At 63.8% G+C, this 23,699-nt stretch carries 27 protein-coding genes; 18 read left to right on the top strand and 9 right to left on the bottom strand.

Features of this window, described 5'->3' with window-relative positions:
- Together ACK41X_RS14915 and ACK41X_RS14910 are read left to right on the top strand one after the other, a co-directional pair.
- A partial coding sequence (locus tag ACK41X_RS14915) for a TRAP transporter small permease (RefSeq protein ID WP_409724730.1) occupies nt 1-383 on the top strand: 383 nt, incomplete at its 5' end.
- Complete coding sequence (locus tag ACK41X_RS14910; protein WP_409724727.1) at nt 380-1,696, top strand: TRAP transporter large permease; 1,317 nt, start codon at nt 380-382, stop codon at nt 1,694-1,696. The genes ACK41X_RS14915 and ACK41X_RS14910, both read left to right, overlap by 4 nt.
- Before the next feature lie 18 nt (nt 1,697-1,714).
- Here ACK41X_RS14910 and ACK41X_RS14905 read toward each other — a convergent pair whose 3' ends face one another.
- The 3 genes from ACK41X_RS14905 to ACK41X_RS14895 are packed head-to-tail and all read right to left on the bottom strand — an operon-like array spanning nt 1,715 to nt 3,956.
- Nucleotides 1,715-2,719: an alpha/beta hydrolase gene (locus ACK41X_RS14905; RefSeq protein ID WP_409724725.1), complete on the bottom strand. Its 1,005-nt coding sequence runs from the start codon at nt 2,717-2,719 to the stop codon at nt 1,715-1,717.
- A 53-nt stretch (nt 2,720-2,772) separates the two neighbouring features.
- Entirely contained in the window at nt 2,773-3,411 is a 639-nt protein-coding gene (locus tag ACK41X_RS14900; RefSeq protein ID WP_409724722.1) for an NrsF family protein, read from the bottom strand.
- Nucleotides 3,408-3,956 (bottom strand): sigma-70 family RNA polymerase sigma factor, encoded by a 549-nt coding sequence (locus tag ACK41X_RS14895; RefSeq protein WP_409724721.1) that lies wholly within the window; start codon nt 3,954-3,956, stop codon nt 3,408-3,410. Before ACK41X_RS14895 ends, ACK41X_RS14900 begins: the two co-directional genes overlap by 4 nt.
- 215 nt (nt 3,957-4,171) lie before the next feature.
- Between ACK41X_RS14895 and ACK41X_RS14890 the strand changes: the two genes are divergently transcribed.
- The 4 genes from ACK41X_RS14890 to ACK41X_RS14875 all read left to right on the top strand — a co-directional run bounded on the left by ACK41X_RS14890 (nt 4,172) and on the right by ACK41X_RS14875 (nt 6,686).
- Complete coding sequence (locus tag ACK41X_RS14890; protein ID WP_409724718.1) at nt 4,172-4,459, top strand: DUF2282 domain-containing protein; 288 nt, start codon at nt 4,172-4,174, stop codon at nt 4,457-4,459.
- Nucleotides 4,460-4,574: 115 nt separating this feature from the next.
- On the top strand, nt 4,575-5,429 hold the full coding sequence (locus ACK41X_RS14885; protein WP_409724715.1) for a DUF692 family multinuclear iron-containing protein: 855 nt from the start codon (nt 4,575-4,577) through the stop codon (nt 5,427-5,429).
- 1 nt (nt 5,430) lies between these two features.
- The gene (locus ACK41X_RS14880; RefSeq protein ID WP_409724712.1) at nt 5,431-6,219 is read left to right on the top strand and encodes a putative DNA-binding domain-containing protein; all 789 of its coding nucleotides are present in this window, start codon (nt 5,431-5,433) and stop codon (nt 6,217-6,219) included.
- Nucleotides 6,216-6,686, top strand: a complete 471-nt coding sequence (locus ACK41X_RS14875) for a DoxX family protein (protein WP_409724709.1) — start codon at nt 6,216-6,218, stop codon at nt 6,684-6,686. Before ACK41X_RS14880 ends, ACK41X_RS14875 begins: the two co-directional genes overlap by 4 nt.
- 76 nt (nt 6,687-6,762) lie before the next feature.
- Here the strand turns inward: ACK41X_RS14875 and ACK41X_RS14870 are convergent, their stop codons facing one another.
- Nucleotides 6,763-7,236 carry an Hsp20/alpha crystallin family protein gene (locus tag ACK41X_RS14870; RefSeq protein WP_409724707.1) on the bottom strand — a complete coding sequence of 158 codons (474 nt, stop codon included), beginning with the start codon at nt 7,234-7,236 and terminating at the stop codon, nt 6,763-6,765.
- Between the two features lie 289 nt (nt 7,237-7,525).
- Nucleotides 7,526-8,020, bottom strand: a complete 495-nt coding sequence (locus tag ACK41X_RS14865; RefSeq protein WP_409724705.1) for a MarR family winged helix-turn-helix transcriptional regulator — start codon at nt 8,018-8,020, stop codon at nt 7,526-7,528.
- A 166-nt stretch (nt 8,021-8,186) separates the two neighbouring features.
- On the opposite strand from ACK41X_RS14865, the gene ACK41X_RS14860 reads away from it, so the two are divergent.
- The 8 genes from ACK41X_RS14860 to ACK41X_RS14825 all read left to right on the top strand — a co-directional run bounded on the left by ACK41X_RS14860 (nt 8,187) and on the right by ACK41X_RS14825 (nt 16,058).
- Nucleotides 8,187-8,726, top strand: coding sequence for a flavin reductase family protein (locus tag ACK41X_RS14860; RefSeq protein ID WP_409724703.1), 540 nt, complete (start codon nt 8,187-8,189; stop codon nt 8,724-8,726).
- A gap of 55 nt (nt 8,727-8,781) precedes the next feature.
- Nucleotides 8,782-9,861 carry an LLM class flavin-dependent oxidoreductase gene (locus tag ACK41X_RS14855; RefSeq protein WP_409724700.1) on the top strand — a complete coding sequence of 360 codons (1,080 nt, stop codon included), beginning with the start codon at nt 8,782-8,784 and terminating at the stop codon, nt 9,859-9,861.
- A gap of 164 nt (nt 9,862-10,025) precedes the next feature.
- Nucleotides 10,026-11,021 (top strand): ABC transporter substrate-binding protein, encoded by a 996-nt coding sequence (locus ACK41X_RS14850; protein ID WP_409724697.1) that lies wholly within the window; start codon nt 10,026-10,028, stop codon nt 11,019-11,021.
- 248 nt (nt 11,022-11,269) lie between these two features.
- Complete coding sequence (locus ACK41X_RS14845; protein ID WP_409724695.1) at nt 11,270-11,518, top strand: hypothetical protein; 249 nt, start codon at nt 11,270-11,272, stop codon at nt 11,516-11,518.
- Between the two features lie 119 nt (nt 11,519-11,637).
- The gene (locus tag ACK41X_RS14840; protein ID WP_409724692.1) at nt 11,638-12,774 is read left to right on the top strand and encodes a hypothetical protein; all 1,137 of its coding nucleotides are present in this window, start codon (nt 11,638-11,640) and stop codon (nt 12,772-12,774) included.
- Nucleotides 12,775-12,943: 169 nt separating this feature from the next.
- Nucleotides 12,944-13,645 carry a TetR/AcrR family transcriptional regulator gene (locus ACK41X_RS14835; protein ID WP_409724689.1) on the top strand — a complete coding sequence of 234 codons (702 nt, stop codon included), beginning with the start codon at nt 12,944-12,946 and terminating at the stop codon, nt 13,643-13,645.
- 32 nt (nt 13,646-13,677) lie between these two features.
- Nucleotides 13,678-14,844, top strand: coding sequence for a cobalamin-independent methionine synthase II family protein (locus tag ACK41X_RS14830; protein ID WP_409724686.1), 1,167 nt, complete (start codon nt 13,678-13,680; stop codon nt 14,842-14,844).
- Nucleotides 14,845-14,888: 44 nt separating this feature from the next.
- Entirely contained in the window at nt 14,889-16,058 is a 1,170-nt protein-coding gene (locus ACK41X_RS14825) for an ABC transporter substrate-binding protein (protein ID WP_409724683.1), read from the top strand.
- 96 nt (nt 16,059-16,154) lie between these two features.
- Here ACK41X_RS14825 and ACK41X_RS14820 read toward each other — a convergent pair whose 3' ends face one another.
- Nucleotides 16,155-16,967: a hypothetical protein gene (locus ACK41X_RS14820; RefSeq protein WP_409724680.1), complete on the bottom strand. Its 813-nt coding sequence runs from the start codon at nt 16,965-16,967 to the stop codon at nt 16,155-16,157.
- 180 nt (nt 16,968-17,147) lie between these two features.
- Here ACK41X_RS14820 and ACK41X_RS14815 point away from each other — a divergent pair, with 180 nt between their 5' ends.
- Nucleotides 17,148-17,861 carry a response regulator gene (locus ACK41X_RS14815; RefSeq protein ID WP_409724677.1) on the top strand — a complete coding sequence of 238 codons (714 nt, stop codon included), beginning with the start codon at nt 17,148-17,150 and terminating at the stop codon, nt 17,859-17,861.
- Nucleotides 17,858-19,351 carry an ATP-binding protein gene (locus tag ACK41X_RS14810; protein ID WP_409724674.1) on the top strand — a complete coding sequence of 498 codons (1,494 nt, stop codon included), beginning with the start codon at nt 17,858-17,860 and terminating at the stop codon, nt 19,349-19,351. The genes ACK41X_RS14815 and ACK41X_RS14810 overlap by 4 nt, the downstream gene beginning before the upstream one ends.
- Nucleotides 19,352-19,510: 159 nt before the next feature.
- Here the strand turns inward: ACK41X_RS14810 and ACK41X_RS14805 are convergent, their stop codons facing one another.
- Both ACK41X_RS14805 and ACK41X_RS14800 read right to left on the bottom strand, forming a co-directional pair.
- Entirely contained in the window at nt 19,511-20,119 is a 609-nt protein-coding gene (locus ACK41X_RS14805; RefSeq protein WP_409724672.1) for an SET domain-containing protein, read from the bottom strand.
- A 258-nt stretch (nt 20,120-20,377) separates the two neighbouring features.
- The gene (locus ACK41X_RS14800; RefSeq protein WP_409724670.1) at nt 20,378-20,959 is read right to left on the bottom strand and encodes a MarR family winged helix-turn-helix transcriptional regulator; all 582 of its coding nucleotides are present in this window, start codon (nt 20,957-20,959) and stop codon (nt 20,378-20,380) included.
- Nucleotides 20,960-21,112: 153 nt separating this feature from the next.
- On the opposite strand from ACK41X_RS14800, the gene ACK41X_RS14795 reads away from it, so the two are divergent.
- On the top strand, nt 21,113-22,513 hold the full coding sequence (locus ACK41X_RS14795) for an amidohydrolase family protein (RefSeq protein WP_409724667.1): 1,401 nt from the start codon (nt 21,113-21,115) through the stop codon (nt 22,511-22,513).
- Nucleotides 22,510-23,517: a Bug family tripartite tricarboxylate transporter substrate binding protein gene (locus ACK41X_RS14790; protein ID WP_409724664.1), complete on the top strand. Its 1,008-nt coding sequence runs from the start codon at nt 22,510-22,512 to the stop codon at nt 23,515-23,517. Before ACK41X_RS14795 ends, ACK41X_RS14790 begins: the two co-directional genes overlap by 4 nt.
- Nucleotides 23,518-23,600: 83 nt before the next feature.
- Here the strand turns inward: ACK41X_RS14790 and ACK41X_RS14785 are convergent.
- The coding region (locus tag ACK41X_RS14785; RefSeq protein ID WP_409724732.1) for a fumarate hydratase C-terminal domain-containing protein at nt 23,601-23,699 on the bottom strand (99 nt) is incomplete at its 5' end.

The following is a 23,699-nucleotide window of genomic DNA, read 5'->3' as shown; positions in this document are numbered from 1 at the left end:
AGATCGTGTCGGCCTATTACATGGTGATCGTCGCCTATCTGCCGTGGGCGTATCTGGCGAAAAACGACACCCATATCCGCGTCGACATCTTCACGCGGCTGATGCCTCATGGCTTCGCCTACTGGCTCGACATCGCGGTGAAAATCGTGGTGGTGCTGTATCTCTACATCTTCATCTATCAGACCGGCTCGCAGGCGATAAACCAGACCCGCATTTTTGAGGTCTGGCAGGCGGGCACCACCTTCATTCCGGTGTGGCCGAGCCGCTGGCTGCCGCCGGTCGCGGCATCGCTGATGCTGGTCTATCTCGTGCTGAAGATCGTCGACGATATCCTCAAGGGGCCGCGACCGCAGCCTGCGCCGCCTGTGGAGGAAGCCGCGTGACGACTCTGCAGGTCGCCGCAACCAGCATCGTCATGATGCTGGTGCTGATCGGACTGCGTGTGCCGATCGGCGTTGCCATGGGCGGCGTCGCCTTTCTCGGGCTCTGGTATTTGCGCAATTTCAACGTCGCGCTGAGCGTGTTGCGCGACACGCCGTTCGTGTTCGCCGCCAACTGGGATCTGTCGGCGATCCCGATGTTCCTTCTGATGGGCGCGATCGCCGCCAATTGCGGGATCGGCGCGGCGCTGTTCCGCGCCGCCTATGCCTGGTTCGGCAGCCTGCCCGGCGGCCTTGCGGTTGCGACCAACTGGGCCTGCGCCGGCTTCGGCGCGGCCTCCGGGTCGAGCATCGCTGCGGCTGCCGTGATGGCGCGGCTCGCCGTGCCGGAAATGATCAAGAACAAGTATGACCGGGCGCTGGCGACTGGCGTCTGCGCCTCGGGCGGCACGCTCGACGCGCTGATTCCGCCGTCGATCCTGTTCGTGGTCTATGGCGTGTTCGCAGAAGTCTCCATCGCCAAGCTGCTGCTCGCCGGAATCCTGCCGGGCCTGCTGACCGCCGGCGTCTACATGGCGATGATCGTCATCCGCTGCTGGCTCAACCCGGAGCTCGGACCGCCGGTCAAATTCGCCAGCGACGACGAAAAATGGAAAGAGCGCTGGGCGTCGCTGCGCGAAGTCTGGCCGATCCTCGTGCTGATCGTTGCGGTGATGGGCGGGCTTTATTGGGGCGTGGTCTCGCCGACCGAATCCGGCGCCGTCGGCGCGCTGGTCGCGATCCTGATCGGCCTCGGCCAGCGCAAGCTGACATGGCGCGGCTTCATCGACAGCTTCAAGGATGCGATCGGCACCACCGCGCAGCTGTTCTTCATCGGCATCGGCGCGGTGATCTACACCAAGTTCCTCGCGCTTTCGGGCAGCGGCGTGTTGTTCACCGAGCTGGTCGGCAGCTGGGCCGTGCACCCGCTGCTTCTGGTGATCGCGGTCTCGCTGATCTACATCGTGCTCGGCATGTTCCTCGATCCGCTGGGCATGATCCTTCTGACCATCCCGGTCTTCGTGCCGATGTTCACCGCGCTCGATCTCGATCTGGTCTGGTTCGGCGTGCTGGTGGTGAAGTTCATCGGCATCGGCCTGCTGACCCCGCCGGTCGGTTTCAACATCTATGTGGTGTCCGGCGCGCTCAACAATACCGTGCCGCTGCAGACCATTTTCCGCGGCTGCTACTGGTTCCTCGCCTGCGAGGTGGTGGTGATGACGCTGTTGATTGCGTTCCCGCAAATTTCGCTCTGGCTGCCGAACTCGATGAATTGAGGGAAAGCCGCATTCGGCTCAGTGTGCGGTGAGCTTCATCTGCGTGAGCGCGGCGCGGCCGAGCGGGCTGTAGGGATTGCCCAGCGTTTCGGCAATCTCGAAGTGGTTGTAGCCCTCGCCGCGGATCAGTTCGACCGGCTTGCCGGCTTTTTTCACCGCATCGGCAAAATCGCGGCTCTGGCGCTGGAATTCCGGCGTTTCCAGCGAACCGTAAGCGACGATGACCGGCGCATTCAGCTTGTCGAGATGGCGCTGCGCGGACAGCGCATGCTCCACGTCGTCCGTGAATTTCACATAGCTCGAGCGCGCCGACAGCCGTACCGGTTTCAGATCATACATGCCCGAAACCAGAATCCCGCCCTTCACAACATCCTTGGGCAGGCCGAAATCCTTCTCCCAGTCTGTGGTCATCACCACGCCGCCGAGATGGCCGCCGGACGAATGCCCCGAAATGAAAATGCGGGCCGGATCGCCGCCGAAGCTTGCGGCATTCTTGTAAATCCAGGCGATTGCGCGCCGGCATTGCTCCGCGAGCGGCATCAGGTCGCCATTGGTCTCGGTGACATTGTTGAAATCGACCGCGATGTAATGCGCCCCGGCCTTCACAAACATCTCCGCCGGAAAGGCATAATATTGCGCAAGTTCCGCGCGCCAGGCGCCGCCATGCAGGAACACCTGAACCGGCGCGTTCGGAGCCTTGGTTGCGTAGAGGTCCATCCCCTCGATCGGGGTCGCGCCATAGCTGAGCCGCTTCGGCGCGCCGAGCTGCGCGCGGGTCAGGTCGCTGTTGGTGCGGTAGCGCTGGACGATCTGGCGGATATTCGGCGCATATTTCGCCTGGTCATAGGCATCGTCGAGCTCGCGCTGGTCCATGTCGAGCCACACCGGCGGACCTTTGGGCTGCGGCGATTTCTGCGCGGCATCCTGCGCGCTGGCGGTCTGGGCGACGACGAGCCCTGCTGCGGTTCCGGTCATGAAAGTGCGGCGATTCAGTCCGTTGGATTGGTCTGTCGCGCGCACCATGACGGTCTCCCTGCTGGTCTGTCCAGCAAAGATTATCGCGACCCTGGATGCATCTACCAGCGCAGAAAGCGCGACCCTGCCATGGCCCCGATGCCGGTTGCGATGGCAATCGCCAGCGTGAACCAGGCGGCGACGAAGAGCGGGGAATCGTCGGGGCAATGCGCGATATAGAGGCTGGCGGCCAGCGTTCCTGCGAGCAGGCCCGCGCCCGCGCCCGCCAGAACCGGCCGTGTCGGCGCACCGTAGCGCAGGCCGAAGATCAAGGCCGCGAGGATCGGCAGCGACAGCAGCACCATGTTGAAGACGCAAATATACCAATGCGTGCCGGCGAGCCTGACCAGCCATTCCGCGCGCGGCACCTGCATCAATTCGACCGCAACCGAAGCCACCATGATCGCGAGCGCCGCCGCAACTCCGTAAAGCGTCCACCCGAGCCGCACTCCCGGCCTTGCCAGCCGCTGCACGGCGATCGCCGCGGCGATGACCAAAATCCCCATTTCAACCGGCTTCAGCATGAACGGATAGGACCGCATCGCTTCCCCGAGATGGGGCCGCAGCGGCACCAGCCACAAAAACAGCAGCACCGCGGCCGCAACGCCGAGGGCGCCGGCCAGCGCCAGCGCATAGCCAGGCGCGGGACCTGCGGGTTCGCGGTCGGCGGCGATCGCGCGGATGAGGTCGTCGGTCTTCATGTCGCATCGCGATGGCGTTTCGCCAGCGCTCCCAGCCCCCGGTGCAGGGCGACCCGCACCGCGCCCTCGGTCATGTTGAATGTCTGTGCGGCGTCCGTAATCGACAGCCCGTCAACCGCAATGGCCTGGACGACCCTGCGCTGGCCCTCTGGCAACGCCTCCAGCGAGCGCGCAACATCGCGGTCGCTTGCGGTTTCCGGTTCGGCCTCGGCCGGCAGCAGATCGGCAAAATCCTCGATCGGCATTTCGATGCGGCGCCCGCGGCGGCGCGCGGCATCGACGATCTTGTAGCGCGCGATCCCTGCAACCCAGGGCCCGATCGGCCGGCTCTGGTCCCAGGTCTGCCGCTTCAGATGCACAGCGATCAGAATATCCTGCACCACATCCTCCGTCTCGGCCGGGTTGGCGCCGATCCGCGACAGGCCGCGGCGCACCAGCGGCCGCAGCGCCTGCGCCATCTCGCGCAGGCAGCGTTCATAAGCGGCACCGTCGCCGCCGAGCGCCGCCCGCATCAGTCCGGACCATTGCGCGTCACGATCCTCCAAGCGTCTTTATTCCTTGCCATTATTCGCGCTGACAGACGGCATTGTTACAGTCCTGTCGCAAACTTAATGCGGTACCGGCGCTGAAAACCGCAAACACAACACTGTGAGCGCGTAACACGGCTCAGTTTCGACGCGAAACATCCGGTATGGCCGGGATCTACGGCCGCGCCGTCGCGGGACGCCACGGCGAATGCATTCAGTTTGGAGGATACCGGATGAATACCAAGTTTGCAGCCGCAGCCCTTGCGGGCTCTTTCGCCGCCGCCCTGACCCTTGCCGCCTCGCCCGCAAGCGCACAGCAGCAGCAGAGCGGCGAGCGGGAGCGCTGTTACGGCGTGTCGCTCGCCGGCAAGAACGATTGCGCGGCCGGCCCCGGCACCACCTGCGCCGGCACGTCCAAGGTCGACTACCAGGGCAATGCCTGGAAATACGTGCCGAAGGGCACCTGCGTCACCATGACGACGCCGAAGGGCAAGGGCTCGCTCACCGAGATCAAGAGCTAAGCCTCTCTTCGTCTCTGACATCTGCTCAAGACGGCAGCCGTGCGCGTTTCCGGCATTGGCTGTCGTAGTCCCTCTCCTGCGTCCCCGGGAGAGGGACGACACACGAGTTGTAACGATGCATCGCACCGTCCTTCCGGCCACGCCGGGCATCGGTTTCAAGCCGCAGCATTTCGAGGCGATCCTCGCGGATCGCCAGCCGATCGGCTTTGTCGAAGTTCATGCCGAAAACTACATGGGCGCGGGCGGTGCCCCACACGCGATGCTGAGCGCATTGCGCGAGCAATATGCACTGTCGATCCATGGTGTCGGGCTGTCGATCGGTTCGGCAGAGCCGCTCGACAGCGCGCATCTCGCGCGTCTGAAAGCGCTTTGCGAGCGCTACGAACCGCACAGTTTTTCCGAACATCTGGCCTGGTCTTCGCACGGTGAGATCTATCTCAACGATCTCCTGCCCCTGCCCTATACCGATGAAACGCTGAATCGCATCGTCAGCCATATCGATCAGGTGCAGGACACGCTGCGCCGCGAGATGCTGCTTGAGAATCCCGCGACCTATCTGCAATTTGCCGCAAGCACGATCCCGGAAACTGAATTTCTTGCCGAGATTGCGCGGCGCACCGGCTGCGGCCTGCTACTCGATGTCAACAACGTATTCGTACAGGCCGCCAATCACGGCACCTCGCCGGATGCCTATCTCGCCGCCTTCCCGCTTCATCGCGTCGGGGAAATCCATCTCGGCGGCCATGACGCACAGCAAGACGAGACCGGCGCGCCGCTCCTGATCGACTCGCATGGCGCGGCGGTGGCCGATCCGGTCTGGGCGCTGTACGAGAGCGTCATCACCCGCACCGGGGCGCTGCCGACCCTGATCGAATGGGACAACGACGTGCCGGACTGGCCGGTACTCGCGGCCGAAGCGCGTGACACCGGCGCGATCCTTGCGCGCTATCGCAAGCAGGAGGCGGCCTGACATGGTCGCCACCGTCCAGAGCGACTTTGCGCGCGCCCTGCTCGATCCGGATCTGCCGCCGCCGGATGCCGTCACGGCGCATACCATGCGCCATCCCCAGAAGCGCTTTGCTGTCTACCGCAACAATGTCGTGGCCGGTCTTATCAACGCGCTGCGCGCGAAATTTGCCGCCACAGAGCGCATTGTCGGCCCGGATTTCTTCGCCGCCATGGCCCGTTTGTTCGTCACCGCGCATCCGCCGCGTTCGAAAATCCTTCACACCTACGGCGACGATTTCGGCGACTTCATCGCCGCCTTCGAACCGGCTGCCAGCCTTCCCTATCTTGCCGACGTGGCGCGGCTCGAAGCGGCGCGCACCAGAGCTTATCATGCGGCCGATGCCGAGCCGCTTTCGCCCGCAGCCTTCGCCGGCATCGCCCCCGACGCGGCCGGTGCGCTGCGTCTGACGCTGCATCCGTCGCTGCAGATTGTGCGCTCGCGCCATCCGGTCGTCACCGTCTGGGCGATGAATGCGGACGAGATGCCGCTCGGCGCCGTCGATTTCGACCGGCCGGAGGACGCGCTGGTGTTGCGCCCTGGTTTTGATGTCGCAGTCCGCCGGCTGCCGCCCGGCGGAGCTGCATTCCTGATCGCGCTGTGCGGCGGTGCGACACTCGCCACTGCCGCAGCAAGGGCCGCGTCCGACGACGTCAGCTTCGACCTTGCCGCCAATCTCGCCGGACTGATCGGTTCCGGCGCCGTCACAGCGTTCACGCTCGCCGAAGCTTCGCCAGAAGGATACACATCATGACCGACACGCCGCTTGCCCTGCGTCCGCAATCCGGCTTCGCCGCGCTTCTGGTCCGTGCCAATGCAGCGATGGCGGCGATCCCTTACTGGCTGGTCGCGCTGATCGCACGGATTTCCATCGCTGCCGTATTCTGGCGCTCCGGCCAGACCAAGCTCGACGGCTGGCGCCTGTCCGAGAGCGCCATTTTTCTGTTCAAGGACGAATACAAGCTGCCGCTGCTCGATCCGACCCTGGCGGCCTATCTGGCAACATTCGCCGAGCATTTTTTCCCGATCCTGCTTGTGATCGGCCTAGCGACACGCTTCGCGGCGCTCGCGCTTCTGATCATGACTCTGGTAATCCAGATTTTCGTCTATCCCGATGCCTGGCCGACCCACGGCACCTGGGCTGCCTGTTTCCTGGTCCTGATGACGCAAGGCGCGGGCACGGCGTCGCTCGATCACCTGGTCGCGCACCGCTATCGCTGAACACGGAGCCGGAGATAAAGAATGCCCCGCAGCAGCCACAGCGGGGCATTCTCCCGGCACATCGAGAACGCGTCCGCTATTTCGCGGCTTTGACCTCGATGGTCTTGGCCTGCGCCGGCGCCGGCTTCGGCACCGTGACCTTCAACACGCCATTGGCAATCGTCGCCTTGATCGCGCCGGAATCGACACCGGCCGGCAATTCAAGCGAACGGGCAAATGCGCCGTAGCTGCGCTCGATCATCCGGTAATTCTTGTCCTTTTCTTCTTTCTCGGCTTTCTTTTCTCCCCGGATGGTCAGGACGTTATCCGACAATTCGATCTTGACGTCCTTCTCCTCCAGTCCGGGAAGCTCGGCGGTGATCTCGATCTCCTTGTCGGTCTCGACCACATCGGTCGCCGGCATCAGCCCCTGTCCGCCTGCGGCAAAACCCGGCACGCCGCGGCCGAAATCCTCCATCATGCGATCAAGCTCGCGATAAATGCTGGCAAATGGATTATATCCCGCAACATTACGTTCGCGAGCGGCCGGAATGAGAGATCTCAGATTCATAACGACCTCCTTTCACCTGACTGGTCACCTTACTGCTTTCATCGACTGTTAATGCCGGCCCAGCCCCGGACCGGATTTAGTTCAATGCCGGCTTTTTGCCAGCCCCCCGGACTCGATCGCCCCGCCCGACATCGCATCGAACACCGCCATCTCGCCTCGCGCGCTTTCGCCTCGTCGGCCGAAAGAATCGCGTGCATGCCGCATTGCCTCCTTGCGCTAGATCAAAGGCGCGCGGTTAGGTGGCCGGACCAATTCGGGCAGTACAGTCAGGCGCCTCGGATTTGGAATACTAGCCGCTCTTCGCCAGCGGCGGCGGTGGCGAATGCGCTTCCGTGTCCGCGCTTTTCTCGGCCATGTTGGCGTACATGCGCCGCAGCGTTTCGCGGGTAATCGCCAGGTCGGCGGCGGAAATGCCCGCAACCGCCATCGCCTCCATCTCCCGCGCCCGCGGAATCAGCCGGTTCACCAGCGCGCGGCCCTTGGCCGACAATTCCACACTGACTTCGCGGTTATTGGTATCCGAGCGCGTGCGGGTGACCAGTCCGAGGTTGACCAGCCGCGTGATCAGCCGCGACATGGTCGAGACATCGATCGACGTCAGCTCGGCGACGTCGATCTGGCGCTGCTTGCCATTGGTGGACAACGCCGCGAGCACCCGCCACATCGCTATGCTCAGCCCGTGCGGCGCCAGACGCGGCTCATATCCCGCCACGAAGGCCGCGCCGACCCGGTTGATCAGGTAGGGCAGATAATCCGAGAGTTCGAGATGCGGGCGGTCGGCCATGGACGCTCCTGCCGGGGTCTGTTCTGCTCTTACGGGAGCGCAAAGCGGCCTGTCAAAAGGTCAGCCTTGCTGTCCAAATCATGCATTTACAACTATTGCATATGCAATTATTATCCGGCCAGACGATAACGATAAGAAGCCGCACGGCCAATCACGGGAGCGCACCATGGACGCCATTTTGCCCGATCTCGCCTCGCACGATCTCGGCGGCAATTTCCGGAATGCCATGCGCCGTCTGACCAGCGCGGTCAGCGTGATCTCCACGATGCATGACGGCGTGCGCCACGGCATCACGGTGACGTCGGTCACGTCAGTATCGATGACGCCGCCCTCGCTGCTGTTCTGCGTCAACCGCGCCTCGCGGCTGCACAACCCGGTGATCCGCGCCGGGCGCTTCTGCGTCAACATTCTGCAGGCGCACCAGATCGACATCGCCGATGCCTTCAGCGGGCGCACCCACGGTGCCGACCGCTTTCTGTGCGGCGAATGGGCCAGCGACGACAACGAGGTGCCTTATCTCATTGCAGCGCAGGCCAATATCTTCTGCGAAGCCGATGCGGTCTCGAGCTACGGCACGCATTCGATCGTCATCGGCAAGGTGCATCACGTCGCCGTCGGCGGACAGGTCGCGCCGCTCCTGTATCAGGACGGGCAATACACGGTCGGCCTCGGCGACGGCATCGACTGGGTGGTGCCGGTCGCCTGACCGGAATGCAGGCGGCATCGCCGCGCACATCAATTTAGATCGAGGGAGAACCAGGATGGAATTCGGCTATTTCACGCTGTCGGACAATCACTACGAGGGCAACACGCGCGACGCCAATACCTTCGTGCAGGATCTCACCGCCGAAGCGCTCTATGCCGACAAGCTCGGTATGCATTCGGCCTGGATCGGCGAGCATCACTTCAATTCGCTCGGCGTGAATTCCTCGCCGGAAATGGTGCTGGCCTATATCGCCGCGCAGACGAAGCATATTCGCCTGGCGCCGGCCGTCACCGTGCTGCCGCTGCATCATCCGATCCGGGTCGCCGAGCAATGGGCGACACTCGATCTTCTGTCCGGCGGCCGCGTCGATTTCGCCGCCGGCCGCGGCTATGACCGCCGCGAGTATCTGCCCTTCAACGTGTCGTTCGATGACAACCAGTCGATCTTCGACGAAGGCATGGAGATCCTGCGCACGCTGTGGAATTCGGGCGGCAAGCGCATCGACCACAAGGGCAAGCATTACCAGTTCGAGGATGTGCGGATTACGCCGCAGCCCTTGCAGAACCCGCTGCCGATGTATGTCGCGTCATTCTCCAAGCCATCGATCGAGCTCGCGGCGCGGCTGAATTGCGGTCTGATCGTCGCACCTTTCGCCGCTGCGATGAGCTTCGGCGGGCTGAAGCAGGTCGCCGATCTCTATCATGAGAGCTGCGCCAAATACGGCACCAAGCCGCACCGGCTGATGTGCAGCTACTTCACGCATTTCGCCGACGACGAGGCGAGCGAGAAGGCGCAGCGCGCCCGCCAGATCCGCTACTACAAGGAATGCGTGATCCCCTCCTTCCCGGGCGATCCGCGCACCGCGCCGCCGAGCTACCGCTACTTCATCGATATGGTCGAGCGGCTGCACAAGGTGAAACCGGAAGACCTGACCGAGAATTCGGTGCTGATCGGCAATTCGGCCCGCATCACCGAAATCCTGAAGAAGGTCGAGGCCGCAGGCTTCGACGAGGTCATCCTCTATTTCAACGTCGGCATGAAGCCGCACCAGCAGACCAAGGAAGAAATGCACCGCTTCATGAGCGAAGTCGCGCCGCATTTCCAGGGCAAGCATCTGGAACGCCGCGCGGCCTGATCGCTCACCAATTTACCTCGAGCCTCCCAAGCAACGGGGTTAACCTGGGCCGCAACCTCAACCGGGTTGCGGCTTTTTCTTTACGGTTTACCGGCCTGCCACCAACAACAAGCGCCCGCACACAGGCCGGCCGGCACATGCGCGGGCGATACGGGAGTACGCTTATGAAGAGGCTCATTCACGCAGTCACGATCGCACTGATGGTGACCGGCGCCGCACCGGCTTTGGCGCAGGGAGCAAAAACGCTCGACGTCATCGTTTTCCCGGGCGGCTTTAACTGGCCGATCTGGGCGGCGCAGGACAAGGGGTTTTTCGAAAAGAACGGCGTCGCCGTGAAGGTCGTGCCGACGCCCAATTCGCAGTTCCAGCTCAAGGGCCTGATCGAGGGCAAATTCGATATCGCGATGACGGCGATCGACAACGTGATTGCCTACAGCGAGGGCCAGGGCGCCGCCAAGACCGATGTGGAACCGGACATTTTCGCCTTCATGGGCGGCGACAACGGCTTTCTGCGGTTGGTCGCCGCTCCCGACGTGAAGGACATCGCCGACCTCAGGGGCCGCAAGATCTCGGTCGACGCGCTGACCACCGGATATGCCTTCGTGCTGCGCAAGCTTCTGGAGAATGCCGGATTGAAGCACGAGGACGTCGAATTTGTTTCCGCCGGCGGCGTCATGCAGCGCTATCAGGCGCTGCTGAAGAAGGAGCATGCCGCAACGCTTCTGATCTCGCCGTTCGAGATCAATGCCGAGGCGCAGGGCTTCAAGCGGCTGGCCAATGCCGACGACGCGCTCGGGCATTACCAGGGACTGGTCGGCGCCACCCGTCGCTCCTGGGCCAGGGAAAACGAGAAAGAGCTGATCGGCTATATCCGCGGCTATACCGCCGCGCTCGACTGGCTCTACGATCCGGCGAACAAGGCCGAAGCCATCGCGATCCTGCGCAAGAATCTTCCGAACCTGACCGAGGAAGCTGCCGCGCGCAGTTACGACGTGCTGCTGCATCCGACCAAGGGCTTCACCCGCGGCGCGGTGCTGGATGTCGAGGGCGTCAAGACCGCCTTGCAGCTGCGCAGCCAGTATGGCGAGCCGAAGAAACAGCTCACCGACCCGGCGAAATATCTCGACCTGACCTATTTCGACAAGGCCAGGAAAAACTGACCTGTTCCGCCCGTCTGCCGGATCGATCGGCCAGGCCGATGGGCTCGCATACAGCGCGGGCCCTTGGCGGTCGTTATGAGGAAGAAGCCGGACCAATACCCGCTTCAGTATCTCCATGACGCTTGCGGCGTTTCCGGTGCGGCGGCGCCGGTATCGCCGCCTGCAATTCAGCGCGCGCCATTGCGCTAGGCATGCAACTCAATTATGCCATTTGTTGCTGAATTGCTTCGGGGCGAACGGGGAAACCAATGAAAATCGGAATGTCGCGCGTCTGCTTGGTGACCGCCATGGCCTTGCTCGCGGTCGTCCTGTCGCCGGGATCAGGGTTTGCGCAACGCAAGCAGCCCGCCGAAGGCACGCTGCAGCAGCGCAAGGATTGCGCCGACGACGCCCGGATGGTCTGCGGCCGGTTCATTCCCGATGTCGCGCGCATCACCCAATGCATGACCGCGAACAAGCGGCAGCTCAGCCCGCAATGCCGCAGGCACTTTCGTTGAACCTCGGCACCGCCTGAATTTGCGACTTGAACCAGACCGTGAAGCCGCAGCTTTCGGGTTGCGGCGTTATGCTTGATCGGGCTTGAATTGGGCACGCATCAGGTTCGCCCGGCGGTATCATGAGTACACCGCAGACCATCGACCTCGCTGCCTTCGGTGTCAGCCGCACCCGCGGCTTCGTTCCCGACCCCGATCCGCTGGGCGCCCTGCCGGACGCCTTCCGCGCGCTGGACGATGTCGCCCCGATCATCCCGGCGCTCGTCATGAACCGGGAGGTGCGTCGCTTCCTTGCCGCCCTGCCCGAACCGGACGTTGCGGCGCTCAGCGACGCCGAGGCCGAGCGCGCGATGCTCATCCTGTCGGCGCTGACCATGGCCCATGTCTGGGGCGGACCAGAGCCCGATTTCACACTGCCCCGCAACCTCGCCGTGCCGCTGGTCGCGCTGGCGCAGCGGCTCGGACGCCCGCCCATTGTCATGCATGCGACGCTGGTGCTCAACAACTGGCGCAGGCTCGATCCGGCGCAGCCGCCCGCGCTCGACAATCTCGATACGCAATTCACCTTCACCGGCTCGTTCGACGAAAAGTGGTTCTATCTGGCGACCCTCAATGTCGAACTGGTCGGCGCGCCGGCCATCGTGACTCTGGCCGATGCGGTGCAGGCGTCGCAGCAGGCCGACGACGCAGCGCTCGCAGGCGGCCTTGAGAGGCTGGCGGCAGGCATCCAGGCGATGTCGGCTGCGCTGCTGCGGCTGACCGAGCGCTGCGACCCCTATGTCTTCTACAACCGCATCCGGCCCTATCTCGCGGGCTGGCCCGCCCCCGGCGTGACCTATGCCGGCACCGGACACCCGCCGCAGGTCTTCGCGGGCGGCTCCGCCGCACAATCGTCGCTCCTGCAATCGATCGATGCCGGCCTCGGCATTGTTCACGCGCATGCGGCGACGCGCGATTTCCTCCACGCGATGCTGCAATACATGCCGCCCCGGCACCGGGCTTTTGTCGCCGCCCTGCAAGAAGCGAGCGGCATCCGCGCGCGCGCGTTGCAGGGCGCGCCGGCCGTGCGCGACGCCTACAACGCCTGCATCGCCGCAACCGACGAATTCCGGCGCAAGCATATCGGACTCGCCTCGCACTATATCGTCAAGCAGGCCGTCACCCATGTCGGCCCCGGCACGGTGGGCACCGGCGGCACCGATTTCGTCGAATTCCTGCGCGAGTCGCGGATCGAAACCGCACGCGCCAAACTGAAATAGAACAGGCCTGCGCCCACTTTCGCCACCCCTGCATCGACACAAACATACCGAGTGCTCGTTATGTAACTTGACTCCAGGCGCGCAGGCGTCATGATCTGCGCAACAGCCGCGCGTCGTTTGGTGCAAGCAAAACGCCCGCCCGCGGACAGCGGCTGACGGGAGGAAAGCCATGAGACGGAGCGCATCCGCGCGTCCCGATCTGCGGCATTCGCCGCACCTTTTGCGTCCAGCCAGAACCGAAAGCGCGCGGCGCCCTCCCCGCCGCACCCAGGAGTCGCGTTCCAGAGCCGCGCGCGAAAAGCTTCTGCGCGCCACGCTCGAAATCCTGCAGGAGCGTGGCTATGCCGGCCTCACCACCAAGGAAGTGGCGGCGCGCGCCGGATTTTCCAACGGCGCGCTGATGCATCATTTCTCCACAAAGGCCGATCTCGTGATCGCCGCCGGCGCACATATCTACGAACGCCACATCGCGGAGGGCCGCAAGATCGCGGCGAGCGATATGGCGCGTAACGACCCGCTCAAAGCCTTCATCGCCGATTGCGAGAATGTATATCTCGGCAGTTCCTTTATCCCGACCATCGAGATGATGGTCGCTGCGCGATCGGACCCGCTGATGGACGCGCCGTTCGACGCCTTCATGCGCGATTATCGCAAGACCATGAACGAGATCTGGATGAGGGCCTTCATGCGCGCGGGCTACAGCGAGGCGGAGGCATCCTTCACCATCATGTCGACGCTCTATGTCATCCGCGGCATGGCAATCAATTCGATCTGGCAGAAGAACATGCCCTATTACCGCTCATTCCTGCGCGAATGGGTGAAGATCGAAAAGGCCGGCGCGCTGAAGAGCGGGCGCGTTCCGGTCCGCTGAACCGAAGCGATACGTCAACGGGAGAGAGAACCTTGACCTTGCAGCAGAACAAGGACCGCATCCAGACCACGCATATCGGCAGCCTGCCGCGGCCGCACAAGCTGCTCGATATCATGAAGAAAAAGCTCAGCGGCGAGCCCTATGACGACAAGGAGTTCGAGACGATCCTGCACCAGTCCGTCATGGATGCCGTGAGGAAGCAGAAGGATTGCGGCATCGACATCGTCACCGACGGAGAGTTCTCGAAGCCCGGCTTCTTCACCTATATCCAGGAGCGGCTCGACGGCTACGAGGCCCGCAAAGGGCAGAAGCTCATCCTGTTCCAGAAGGAAGTCGAGGCCTTTCCGGACTATTACCAGGAGTATTTCAAGCAGGCGATGCTGGGCGGCGCCATCGTCCCGATCACGCCCGTGGTCTGCGTCGGGCCGGTCAAGTATCGCGGCGAAAAGGCGGTCCAGCGCGATATCGCCAATGTGAAAGCAGCGGCCAGGGCGGCCGGCATTCCCGACGAACAGGTCTTTCTGCCCGCCACCGCGCCGTCCGGCGTCGGCATCAACGAATATTACAAGTCGGACGAGGATTATTTCCACGCCCTCGCGATCGAGATGGGCAAGGAATACAAGGCGATCACCGACGCCGGCATCCTGGTGCAGATCGACGATCCGTTCCTGCCGGACATTTTCGTCGAGCCCGGCCTCGACGACAAGCAGATGAAGCGGCGCGCGCAGATCTATGCCGAAGCAACCAATGCCGCACTCAAGGGCATTCCGCGCGAGCGCGTGCGCTTCCACACCTGCTACGGCATCAACGAAGGGCCGCGCCTCTACGAGGCCACGCTGGCGCAGATCATCGAATATGTGCTGTCGATCAATGCAGGCTCATTTTCGTTCGAGGCTGCCAATCCGCGCCATGAGCACGAATACCATCTGTTCGAGACCGTGAAAATTCCGGACGGCACGGTGCTGTGCCCCGGCGTGATCACCCATGCCAGCAACATCGTCGAGCATCCCGAACTGATCGCCGAGCGGCTGATCCGTTTCGCCAATCTCGTCGGGCGCGAAAACGTCATGGCCGGCGGCGATTGCGGTTTCTCCTCGCAGGCGCTCTATCGCACCGAGGTCCACGACACCGTGGTCTGGGAGAAATTCAAGGCGATGCGCCAGGGCGCGGATATCGCCACCAAGAAACTGTGGCACTGACCAAATCAAGCGCTGGAACAGGGCGCAACACCGGGAGAGTGAAAATGTCCAAGCGACTGATAGCCAGCGCGGCGATGCTCGCCTTCGCCGCAATTCCCGCTCATGCCCAGAAGGACGTGAAGATCGGCTTTGTCACCACCTTCACTGGACCGCAGGCGGTGGTCGGAAACGACATGCGTGACGCCTTCGAGCTTGCGCTCGATCATCTCGGCCGGAAGATGGGCGGCCTCAATGTCCAAGTGATTTACGAGGACGACACCCTCAAGCCCGATATCGGCAAGCAGAAAACCGACAAGCTGATCCAGTCCGACAAGGTCAATTTCCTGACCGGCTACATGATGTCCCATGTGCTTCTGGCCTCATACAAGTCGGCGGTCGATTCGGAGACCTTTCTCATCAGCGCGAATGCCGGCCCGTCCCAGATCGCCGGTGACCTGTGCTCGCCGTGGTTTTTCTCGACCTCCTGGCAAGGCGATCAGGTTCCGCAGGCGATCGGCGAATACATGAATCAAAAAGGCGTCAAATCGGTTTATCTGCTCGCGCCCAATTATGCCGCGGGCAAGGACGTCATCGCAGGCTTCAAGTCGCAGTTCAAAGGCAAGATCGTGGGTGAGGATTTCACCAGATGGCCAGACCAACTGGACTTTTCGGCAGAGCTGTCAAAAGCCCGCGCCGCCAGGCCCGATGCGGTTTTTGCCTTCTATCCCGGGGCCGCAGGCGTCCAGTTCCTGACACAATACTCGCAGGTCGGCCTGCGCGGCCAAATTCCGCTCTACACCTCGTTCATCGTCGATGCGCTGTCGCTGCCACAACTCAAGGATCTGTCGCTCGGCATTCCCGGCGCGCAGCATTGGGTTATCGATCTTCCGAACGAAGCAAACAAGAAATTCGTCGCCGAGTTCAGGAAGAAGTACGGCCGCAATCCTTCCTTCTACGCAGCGCAGGCCTACGACTCGGCCATGCTAATCGACAGTGCCGTCAAGGCGGTCGATGGCGACCTGACGAAGAAGGACGCGATGCGCGAGGCCATGCGCAAGGCAAACTACGCCTCCGTACGTGGATCCTACAAATACGGCAACAACCACTTCCCGATACAGAATTTCTATCTGCAGGAAGCGGTGAAGGACGGCGACAATTTCACGCTCAGGACCGTCGCCACCGCGCTGAAGGATCACCAGGACCGGTATGCGGCGAAATGCCAGATGAAGTGGTAAGCCGATAAACAAGAAAAATGGCCGGCGGTTTCCCGCCGGCCTCCAGTCGTTCACACGCGCAAAAACCCGAGGACGCAAAGGCGCCGCCCTTCGCGGTCAGCGATGCCCGCCGTGGCCGCGGCCCATGAAGGCGCCGCGCATGCCGCCGAAGGCATAGCCGGGCAGCACGTCCTTCGCGATCGCGACCTGCTTCTCGTCGAGCGACTTGACCAGTGCATCCACCGCGGCGTTGATCTGATCCTGCTCTTTGCGGCGCTGCTCGATCATGCTGTCGCGGAACTGCCGGTGTTCGTCCGGGGACATGCGGCGGATCGCATCGCGATCCACGCTGTCGCGCCGCGCCCGGCGTGCATCCCCGACCTCCTTCAGAGTAGCCGCATATTTGGTCCAGGCCTCTTCCTGCGCGGCGGTAATGCCGAGCTCGCGCTTGGCGCTGTCGAGCGCGGCCTGACCCATCGGCTCACCGAACCGGCCGTGTCGCGGACCATAACCGCGGCCCATGCCGGGCCGGCCATATCCCCGGTCGTCGTCGCGGCCGTATCCGTGGCGCCGATACCCGTCATCGCCATGACCACCGTGGTAGCCATGGCCGCGGCCCATGCCGTATCCCATGCCGTAGCCCCGGCCGCGCATGCCGGGACCGCAATCGTCATCGCCACGCCGCCAGCCTGAACGCGGGCCGCCGCCGCGATCGTCACGGTCGCGCCAGCGCGGTCCGCGCTCGACATCGGGCCGAGAGTCCTCGTCGCGCCAGCGCTGCGCGCTCCAGCTATAGTCGGTGCGGCCTGCATCCGCCGCCGATCCGGAGGCCTCGCGCCAGCCGTACCCCGCCGAAGCCGCATGCGCAGCGCCGCCGAAGCCGATCAGTCCGGCGGCCATCATGGCCGGGATCATCCAATTGCGTTTCATCGTTTGTCTCCACCTTGCGCAACCAAACGCGTTGCATCGCCTCCGAAGGTGGAGGGCCGATTTGACGCAAGTTTTTCAGCAGGGTCCGGGTTTGTGACAAAGTGTGCCAGCGCGGGCCCTCGACACAACCCGTTGCAACATTTCAAAAAATTAACCCGCACGATTCCCTATATTGCGGCCATGGCTGAAAGTCCGCATATCCTGATCGTCGACGACCATCGCGAAATTCGCGAGCTGGTGACGCGCGCCCTGACGAAGGAAGGCTTCCGCGTCACCAGCGCCGCAGACGGCCGCGCCATGCACAAGGCGCTCGCCGATGCGCGCATCGATCTGATCCTGCTCGACCTGATGCTGCCGGGCGAGGACGGGCTGTCGCTATGCCGGGCGCTGCGCGCCAAGTCCGACATCCCGATCATCATGCTGACCGCCAAGGGCGACGAAATCGACCGGGTCATCGGCCTCGAACTGGGCGCCGACGACTATATGCCAAAGCCCTTCGGCAGCCGCGAACTGATCGCGCGCATCCGCGCGGTGCTGCGGCGTGGCAGGCAGGCCGAACCGATGCAGAAGGCCGCGGCGCAATATCGCTTCGACCGCTGGCGGCTCGATACCGCAGCGCGCGAACTGGTACGCGAGGACGGCGTCACCGTGCCGCTGTCGACCGGGGAATACGATCTGCTGATGGCCTTTGTCGAACGGCCGCAGCGGGTGCTCAGCCGCGAGCAATTGCTCGATCTCGCCCGCGGCCGCGCCGCCGCCAATTTCGACCGCGCCATCGACACCCAGGTGAGCCGCCTGCGCAAGAAGATCGAGCGGGATCCGGCCGATCCGAAAATCATCAAAACGGTATGGGGCGGCGGCTATACCTTTACCGCCGCGGTGAGCGCGCAATGACGCGCTTGTTTCCAAAAAGTCTGTTCGGTCAGACACTGCTGCTCCTGTTCGCGGGCCTGATCGTCTCGCATCTGATCGGCTCGTTCATCTATTCGCTGGATCGCGAAAGCGCAGTGCGCGAAGTCGGGGGTCTTGCCACCGCGCAGCGCATCGCCAATGTCTCGCAACTTGTCGAAGACATGCCGGCCGACTGGCGCGAGCGTCTCGTCGCCGGACTGTCCGACCGAAGCCTCACCGTGGCGCTCGCCGATCAGCCGCCGCTCACCACCAGCGATGCCGGCCCGGTCGCCGATGTCATCCGTGACTATCTGATCCGCCAGTTGCGTCTGCCGCCCGCGCGCGAACCCATGGTCGCGGTGGATGAGACCGACATGCCGTCCGGGGCGCCAATTGGCCCGCGGCGGTTCGGCCCGCCACCTCACGAGGAGCGCGGCATGATGCGCGGCCGCATGATGCGCGAACGCGGCGAGGACTGGCGCGGCGACGACAATCGCGGCGGCGCATGGCGGGGCGAAGGGCGCGGCCGGTTTCGCGTCCTGATGCATCCGGTCAGCCTGCAAGTCGCGGTGCCGCTCAAGGACGGGCAATGGCTGTTCTTCGCCTCCAGCCTGCCTTCCTCCGGCGAAACCGGCTTTTCCTACCGCTACCTGATCTCGATGCTGGTGATGGCGGCGATCATTGTGGCGATCTCGATCTGGGCGGTGCGCCGCCTGACCGCGCCGCTCGCCGCCGTGGCGCAGGCCGCCGACCGGCTCGGCCGTGACGTCAATGCGCCGCCGCTTCCCGAGACCGGCTCCGCGGAGATGAAACAGGCCGCCGCCGCCTTCAACGCCATGCAGGAGAAACTGCGCAACCTGATCGAAAACCGCACCCGCATGCTCGCGGCGCTCTCTCACGACTTGCGAACGCCGCTGACCTTGCTGAGGCTGCGCGCCGAGAATGTCGAGAACACCGAAGAGCGCGACAAGATGCTCGCCACCATCGCCGAGATCGACGCGATGATCGGCGCAACCTTGCAATATGCGCGCGAGCAGGCCGCCGAAGAGCCGCGGCGCATCACCGATGTCACCGCCCTGGTGCAGAGCGTGGTCGACGACATGGCCGATGCCGGAGTTGCCGTGAGCATGTCAGCCGCGCAGCCCGCATCGATCGAATGCCAGCCGGCGGCGCTCAAGCGCGCGCTGACCAACCTGATCGAGAATGCGGTCAAATACGGCGAGCGGGCGCGGGTGTCGCTGACCGCCACGCCGCAATCCATCGAGATCGCGATCGAGGATGACGGCCCGGGCCTCCCCGAGGACCAGCTCGGCCAGGTGTTCGAGCCGTTCTACCGGGTGGAGCAATCGCGCAGCCGCGATACCGGCGGCGTCGGGCTCGGGCTTGCGATCGCGCGAACGGCGATCGAGGCGCAGGGCGGCCGCCTCACCCTGCGCAACCTTCGTCCGCGCGGGCTGCAGGCCGAGATCGCGCTGCCGCGCGGCCGGAGCTGACCAGTCGATCATCGTGCGCAATCTGGCGCAACTTCTCGCCCACCGGCTGCCGCAGGCCAATACCACGCTCGACCTGTTGAGCGCCAATTAACGGCCGCAATCCCCGCGGACGTCCGACCCGGTTTTCCCGGTCGCGCATACCGGACCGGAAAAACAAACCTATTTGCGCTTGCGCGCTCTCGTGGCCTTTTTGCCATTCGGCCGCGTGGCGCCGACCTTGCCGCGCTTGACCTGCGGCTTCTTGTCGGCGGCGGCGGCGCGCAGCTCGACGCGCGGCGCCTGGGTCACAGCCCTGGCCGCTGCAGCCGCCGCCCGTCGCGCCGCCCGCAGCTTTTTGGCGCGCGCCTCGGCGCGCTGGGCCGCACGCTTCTCACGGCATTTGTCGCATTTGCAGCCGACCGGCTTCAGGAAAATGTCGAAATAATCCTTGCCGTAATCGTAGGTGATTTCCTCGCCCGGCTTGATCTTGCGGCGCGCCGTGATGATGACCTTGTGGCCCTTGACATCGCTCTCGGCATTGGGCCGGCAGGAATGGTTGAAGTAGCGCGCCAGATTGCGCCGGTTCGAACCGTCGATGGTCCAGCGCGAATTGACCTCGAACATATAGCGGTTGTCGCGCTTCTCGGCTTCCTCGTTGCTGAGAAGCTGGCCGCGATAGGTATCGATCAGCTGGCCCTTCGGGATTTCCTGAGTGGCGAAACAGCCGAGCCCGGTGCGGGAGCGGCCGATGCGATAGGCGCGACGGAAAGGCTTACGGGCGCGGGGCATGGTGGTTTGATAGAATCGATGAGGCCTCTGCGCTGAGGCATATCAAGACGCATAAGCAAAAGCCAAGCCAATTTCAATCGGGCGGATGATGCGTCCCCAGATGCGATTGTCTGCTGAGGCCTTATCGTGAGAGGCGAACACGGCGCGCGTCTTGAAAGGTGGCCGCCCTGGTTCCTCGACATGCCCTCGCGTGGTCTTGATCCCGCGATGATGATGAAGGCCGGACCAACCGTAACAGCGAAGCCGCCGGATCCGGGCTCACCGTTGCTCGAAGGAGCGAAGCAGGATTGACAGCAACGCGGCAGCCTGCGCGCGCTCGGACGGGCTCAAGACGGAAAGCACGTCCGCCATGCCGGCAAGATGCATCTCGATCGCACGGTCTGCCATCTCCAAACCGGCCGGCGTGAGCTTGATGGCCACGCTGCGCCTGTCCTGCGCATCCGGCTCGCGTACCGCGAGCCCCATGCGCACCACATTGTCGATCCGGTTGGTGATGGTGCCGGAGGTGAGCAGCGATTTCCGGTAAATGTCGGTCGGTCGCAGCGCATAGGGCGCGCCGGCCCGGCGCAACGTGACGATGAGGCTGAAGGTTTCCCAGGTCAGCCCCAGCGTCTGAAGCCGCTGTTCGGCTTGGCGCGACAGATGTGTCGACAAGCGCTGAATGCGGCCGAGAATATCGAGCGGCCAGGGATCGAGATCGGGCCGCTCCCGCCGCCATTCTCCGATCAGTTCGGCGATCGAATCCTCAGGTGCAGGCTCGCTCGCAAGCGAGGCGTCGGTCTCCGACTTCGCCGGGGCGCTGCTTGCAGCGTCAGACCCCGGCCTGCCTGGATCGATCATGCTTCTGCCCGCAGCCGCCGTTGTCCGACGCCCGGTCTTCTCACGCGCTGCAGCAGCGGCACGCGCCATATCGTCGCTCCGAAATGATGACTTTATCTTGACATCAAGTATCTTGATGTCAAGATAACTACCTTCCTTGCAGGAGCCGACTGTATGCCCGGCACGCTGATCCGCAACGGCCATGTCGTCAGCGTGGATGCGCAACGCAATGTCTATCCGGGCGGCTTCGTCGCGATCGAGAACGGGCGTATCGCACAGGTCGGCCCCGCCGACGCGGCGCCTGCGGCGAACCGATTTGGCGACGTGATCGACGCCACGGGCTGCATCGTTCTGCCCGGCCTCATCAACATGCACCAGCATCACTGGTACACCCTGTTCAAGGGCATGGCCGACGGCATGCTGCTGGAAGACTGGGTGAGCGGGCTGCTGCTCCCACTGTCGCTGCACATGGATGCGGACGCGATGCGCGCGGCGAGCGGCATCGCCGCCCTGGAGATGCTGGCGACCGGCACGACAACCTCGCTCAATCATTCGGTGACAACGACCACGCCGGACATCGTCCGCGCCTCGATCGAACCTGTTGCCGAAATCGGTTTGCGGCACGTCTTTGCCAAGGAATTGCGCTGCCGGACGCCGGGCAATCCGCGCCATCCGCTCGGTCTCGACGAGGCGCTTGCCGCCTATGAGGAAGAGTTCCGGCGCTGGGACGGCACGGCGCAAGGCCGCGTGCGCATGGCGATGACGATCGAATCCAATGCGCATTGGGTCGCCGCCGGCATGAGCACGGAAGAGCTGATCACCCGCGGCTATGCGCTGGCAAGAAAGCTCGGCGTCCGCATCACCGCGCATATCGCCGGCGGCACGCTTTCGCTCGAAAAGGGCTTTCTGAAATATCTGCGCGAAACCGGCCGCACCGACGTGCGCTATCTCATGCAGCTCGGCATTCTCGACAGCCACTGGATCCTCGCACATTGCATCCACAATACCGAACTCGACCTCGAACAGATGGCGCATGTGGGCGCAAGCTTCGCCTATACGCCGACGTCGGAATCCATCCGCGGCGGCGGTATCGCGCCGGTGGCGGCGGCGCAGCGCGCCGGCGTGCTGACCACGCTCGGCACCGACGGCCCGATGGTCGACTATTCCGTCGACATGGTCGAGCAGATGAAGGTGGCGATGCTGATGCAGCATGTCCGCCATCTCGACCCAACCCGCCTGCCGGTCGATCGCGTGATCGAAATGGCGACGATCAATGGTGCGAAGGCGCTCGGACTTGAGGCGGAGATCGGCTCGCTGGAGGCCGGCAAGAAAGCGGATATCGCGGTCTTCGATCTCGACAAGCCTTATGTCGGCGTCTTGCATCGCCCGCTTTCGAGCTTCGTCACCGCCGGCAAGGGTTCGGATGCGAAAGTCGTGATGGTGGACGGCGAGATCGTCTACCGCGACGGCGCGTTTCCGCGACAACCCGATGCGATGGCTTTGGTCCGCGAGGGCCAAAGGATCGCAACGGGCATTCTGGCCAAAGCCGGGCTTTCACATGGAGGGGTATCATGAGTTATCTCAAGACCTTCGCGCGTCCTGTAACGCGCGCGGCACTCGCTGCCGGCCTTGCATTTGCACTGTCCGCGGGTCCGGCATCGGCCCAGGCTTATCCAACGCGACCAATCACGCTGGTTGTGGCGTTCGCGCCGGGCGGCCTGTCCGATATTCCCGCGCGTATTCTTGCAGCCGAGTTGCAACAGCGCATCGGCCAGTCGGTTGTGGTGGAGAACCGCACCGGCGCGTCCGGCGTCGTCGGCGCGACTTCGGTGCTGCGCGCGGAGCCGGACGGCTATACGCTTCTGGTCAATGCGCTCGCCGACACGCAGAACCTGCATTACATCAACGTGCCCTATAGCGCCGTGAACGATTTCGAACTCATCGGCAAGATTGCCGACGGGCCGCCCCTGGTGCTCATGGTGCCGAACGCAACGCCCTACAAGACCGTCGCCGATATCGTGGCCGACGCCAAGGCCAATCCGAAGAAGATCAGCTTCGCAAGCTCCGGGCCTGCGACCTCGCCGGCGATTGCGATCACGCAACTCAATGCGCTGGCCGGCACCGAGATCGTGGACGTGCCCTATCGCGGATCGGGGGCGGCGGCGCAATCGCTGCTCAGCGGCGAGGTGCAGGGCTCGTTCGTGTTCATGAGCACGGCGCGGCAATATCACGACGACAACCGCGCCCGCGCCATCGCCGTCGCGCAGCCCAAGCGCTTCCCGGCCTGGCCGGATCTGCCGACCATGGCCGAACAGGGCTTTGCCGGCTTCGACCATGGCGGCTTTGTCGGGCTCGCCGCACCTGCCAAGACGCCGAAGGAGATCGTGGCCTTTCTCAACAAGCATCTGAACGAGGCTCTGGCCTCGCCGGATTTGCGCAAGCGCTTCGCGGCGCTCGGCATGACGGTGCCGGATGCGGCGCAGAATACGCCCGAGAATTTCAAGGCCTTCATGGCCAACGAGACCGCGCGGCAGGGCGAACTCGCCAAGCTCACCAAGCAGCAGCAAAAGCCGAACTGAGCGCCGTCAGGCGTGCCGCAATCGAAAAAAGCCCCGGACCGCGTCCGGGGCTTTTTTTGTTTGGCGGGTGCGGCGCTGCGCCCTCACCCCAGATTGAGCGCCTGGAAGAAATCGTTGCCCTTGTCGTCGATGATGATGAAGGCCGGGAAATTCTCCACCTCGATCCGCCAGATCGCTTCCAT

It is taken from the genome of Pseudorhodoplanes sp. (genome assembly GCF_046289595.1).
In the GTDB taxonomy this organism is placed as follows: domain Bacteria; phylum Pseudomonadota; class Alphaproteobacteria; order Rhizobiales; family Xanthobacteraceae; genus Pseudorhodoplanes.
Note: the sequence above shows the minus strand (reverse complement) of the source record. Positions and strands in the feature narration are given on the sequence as shown.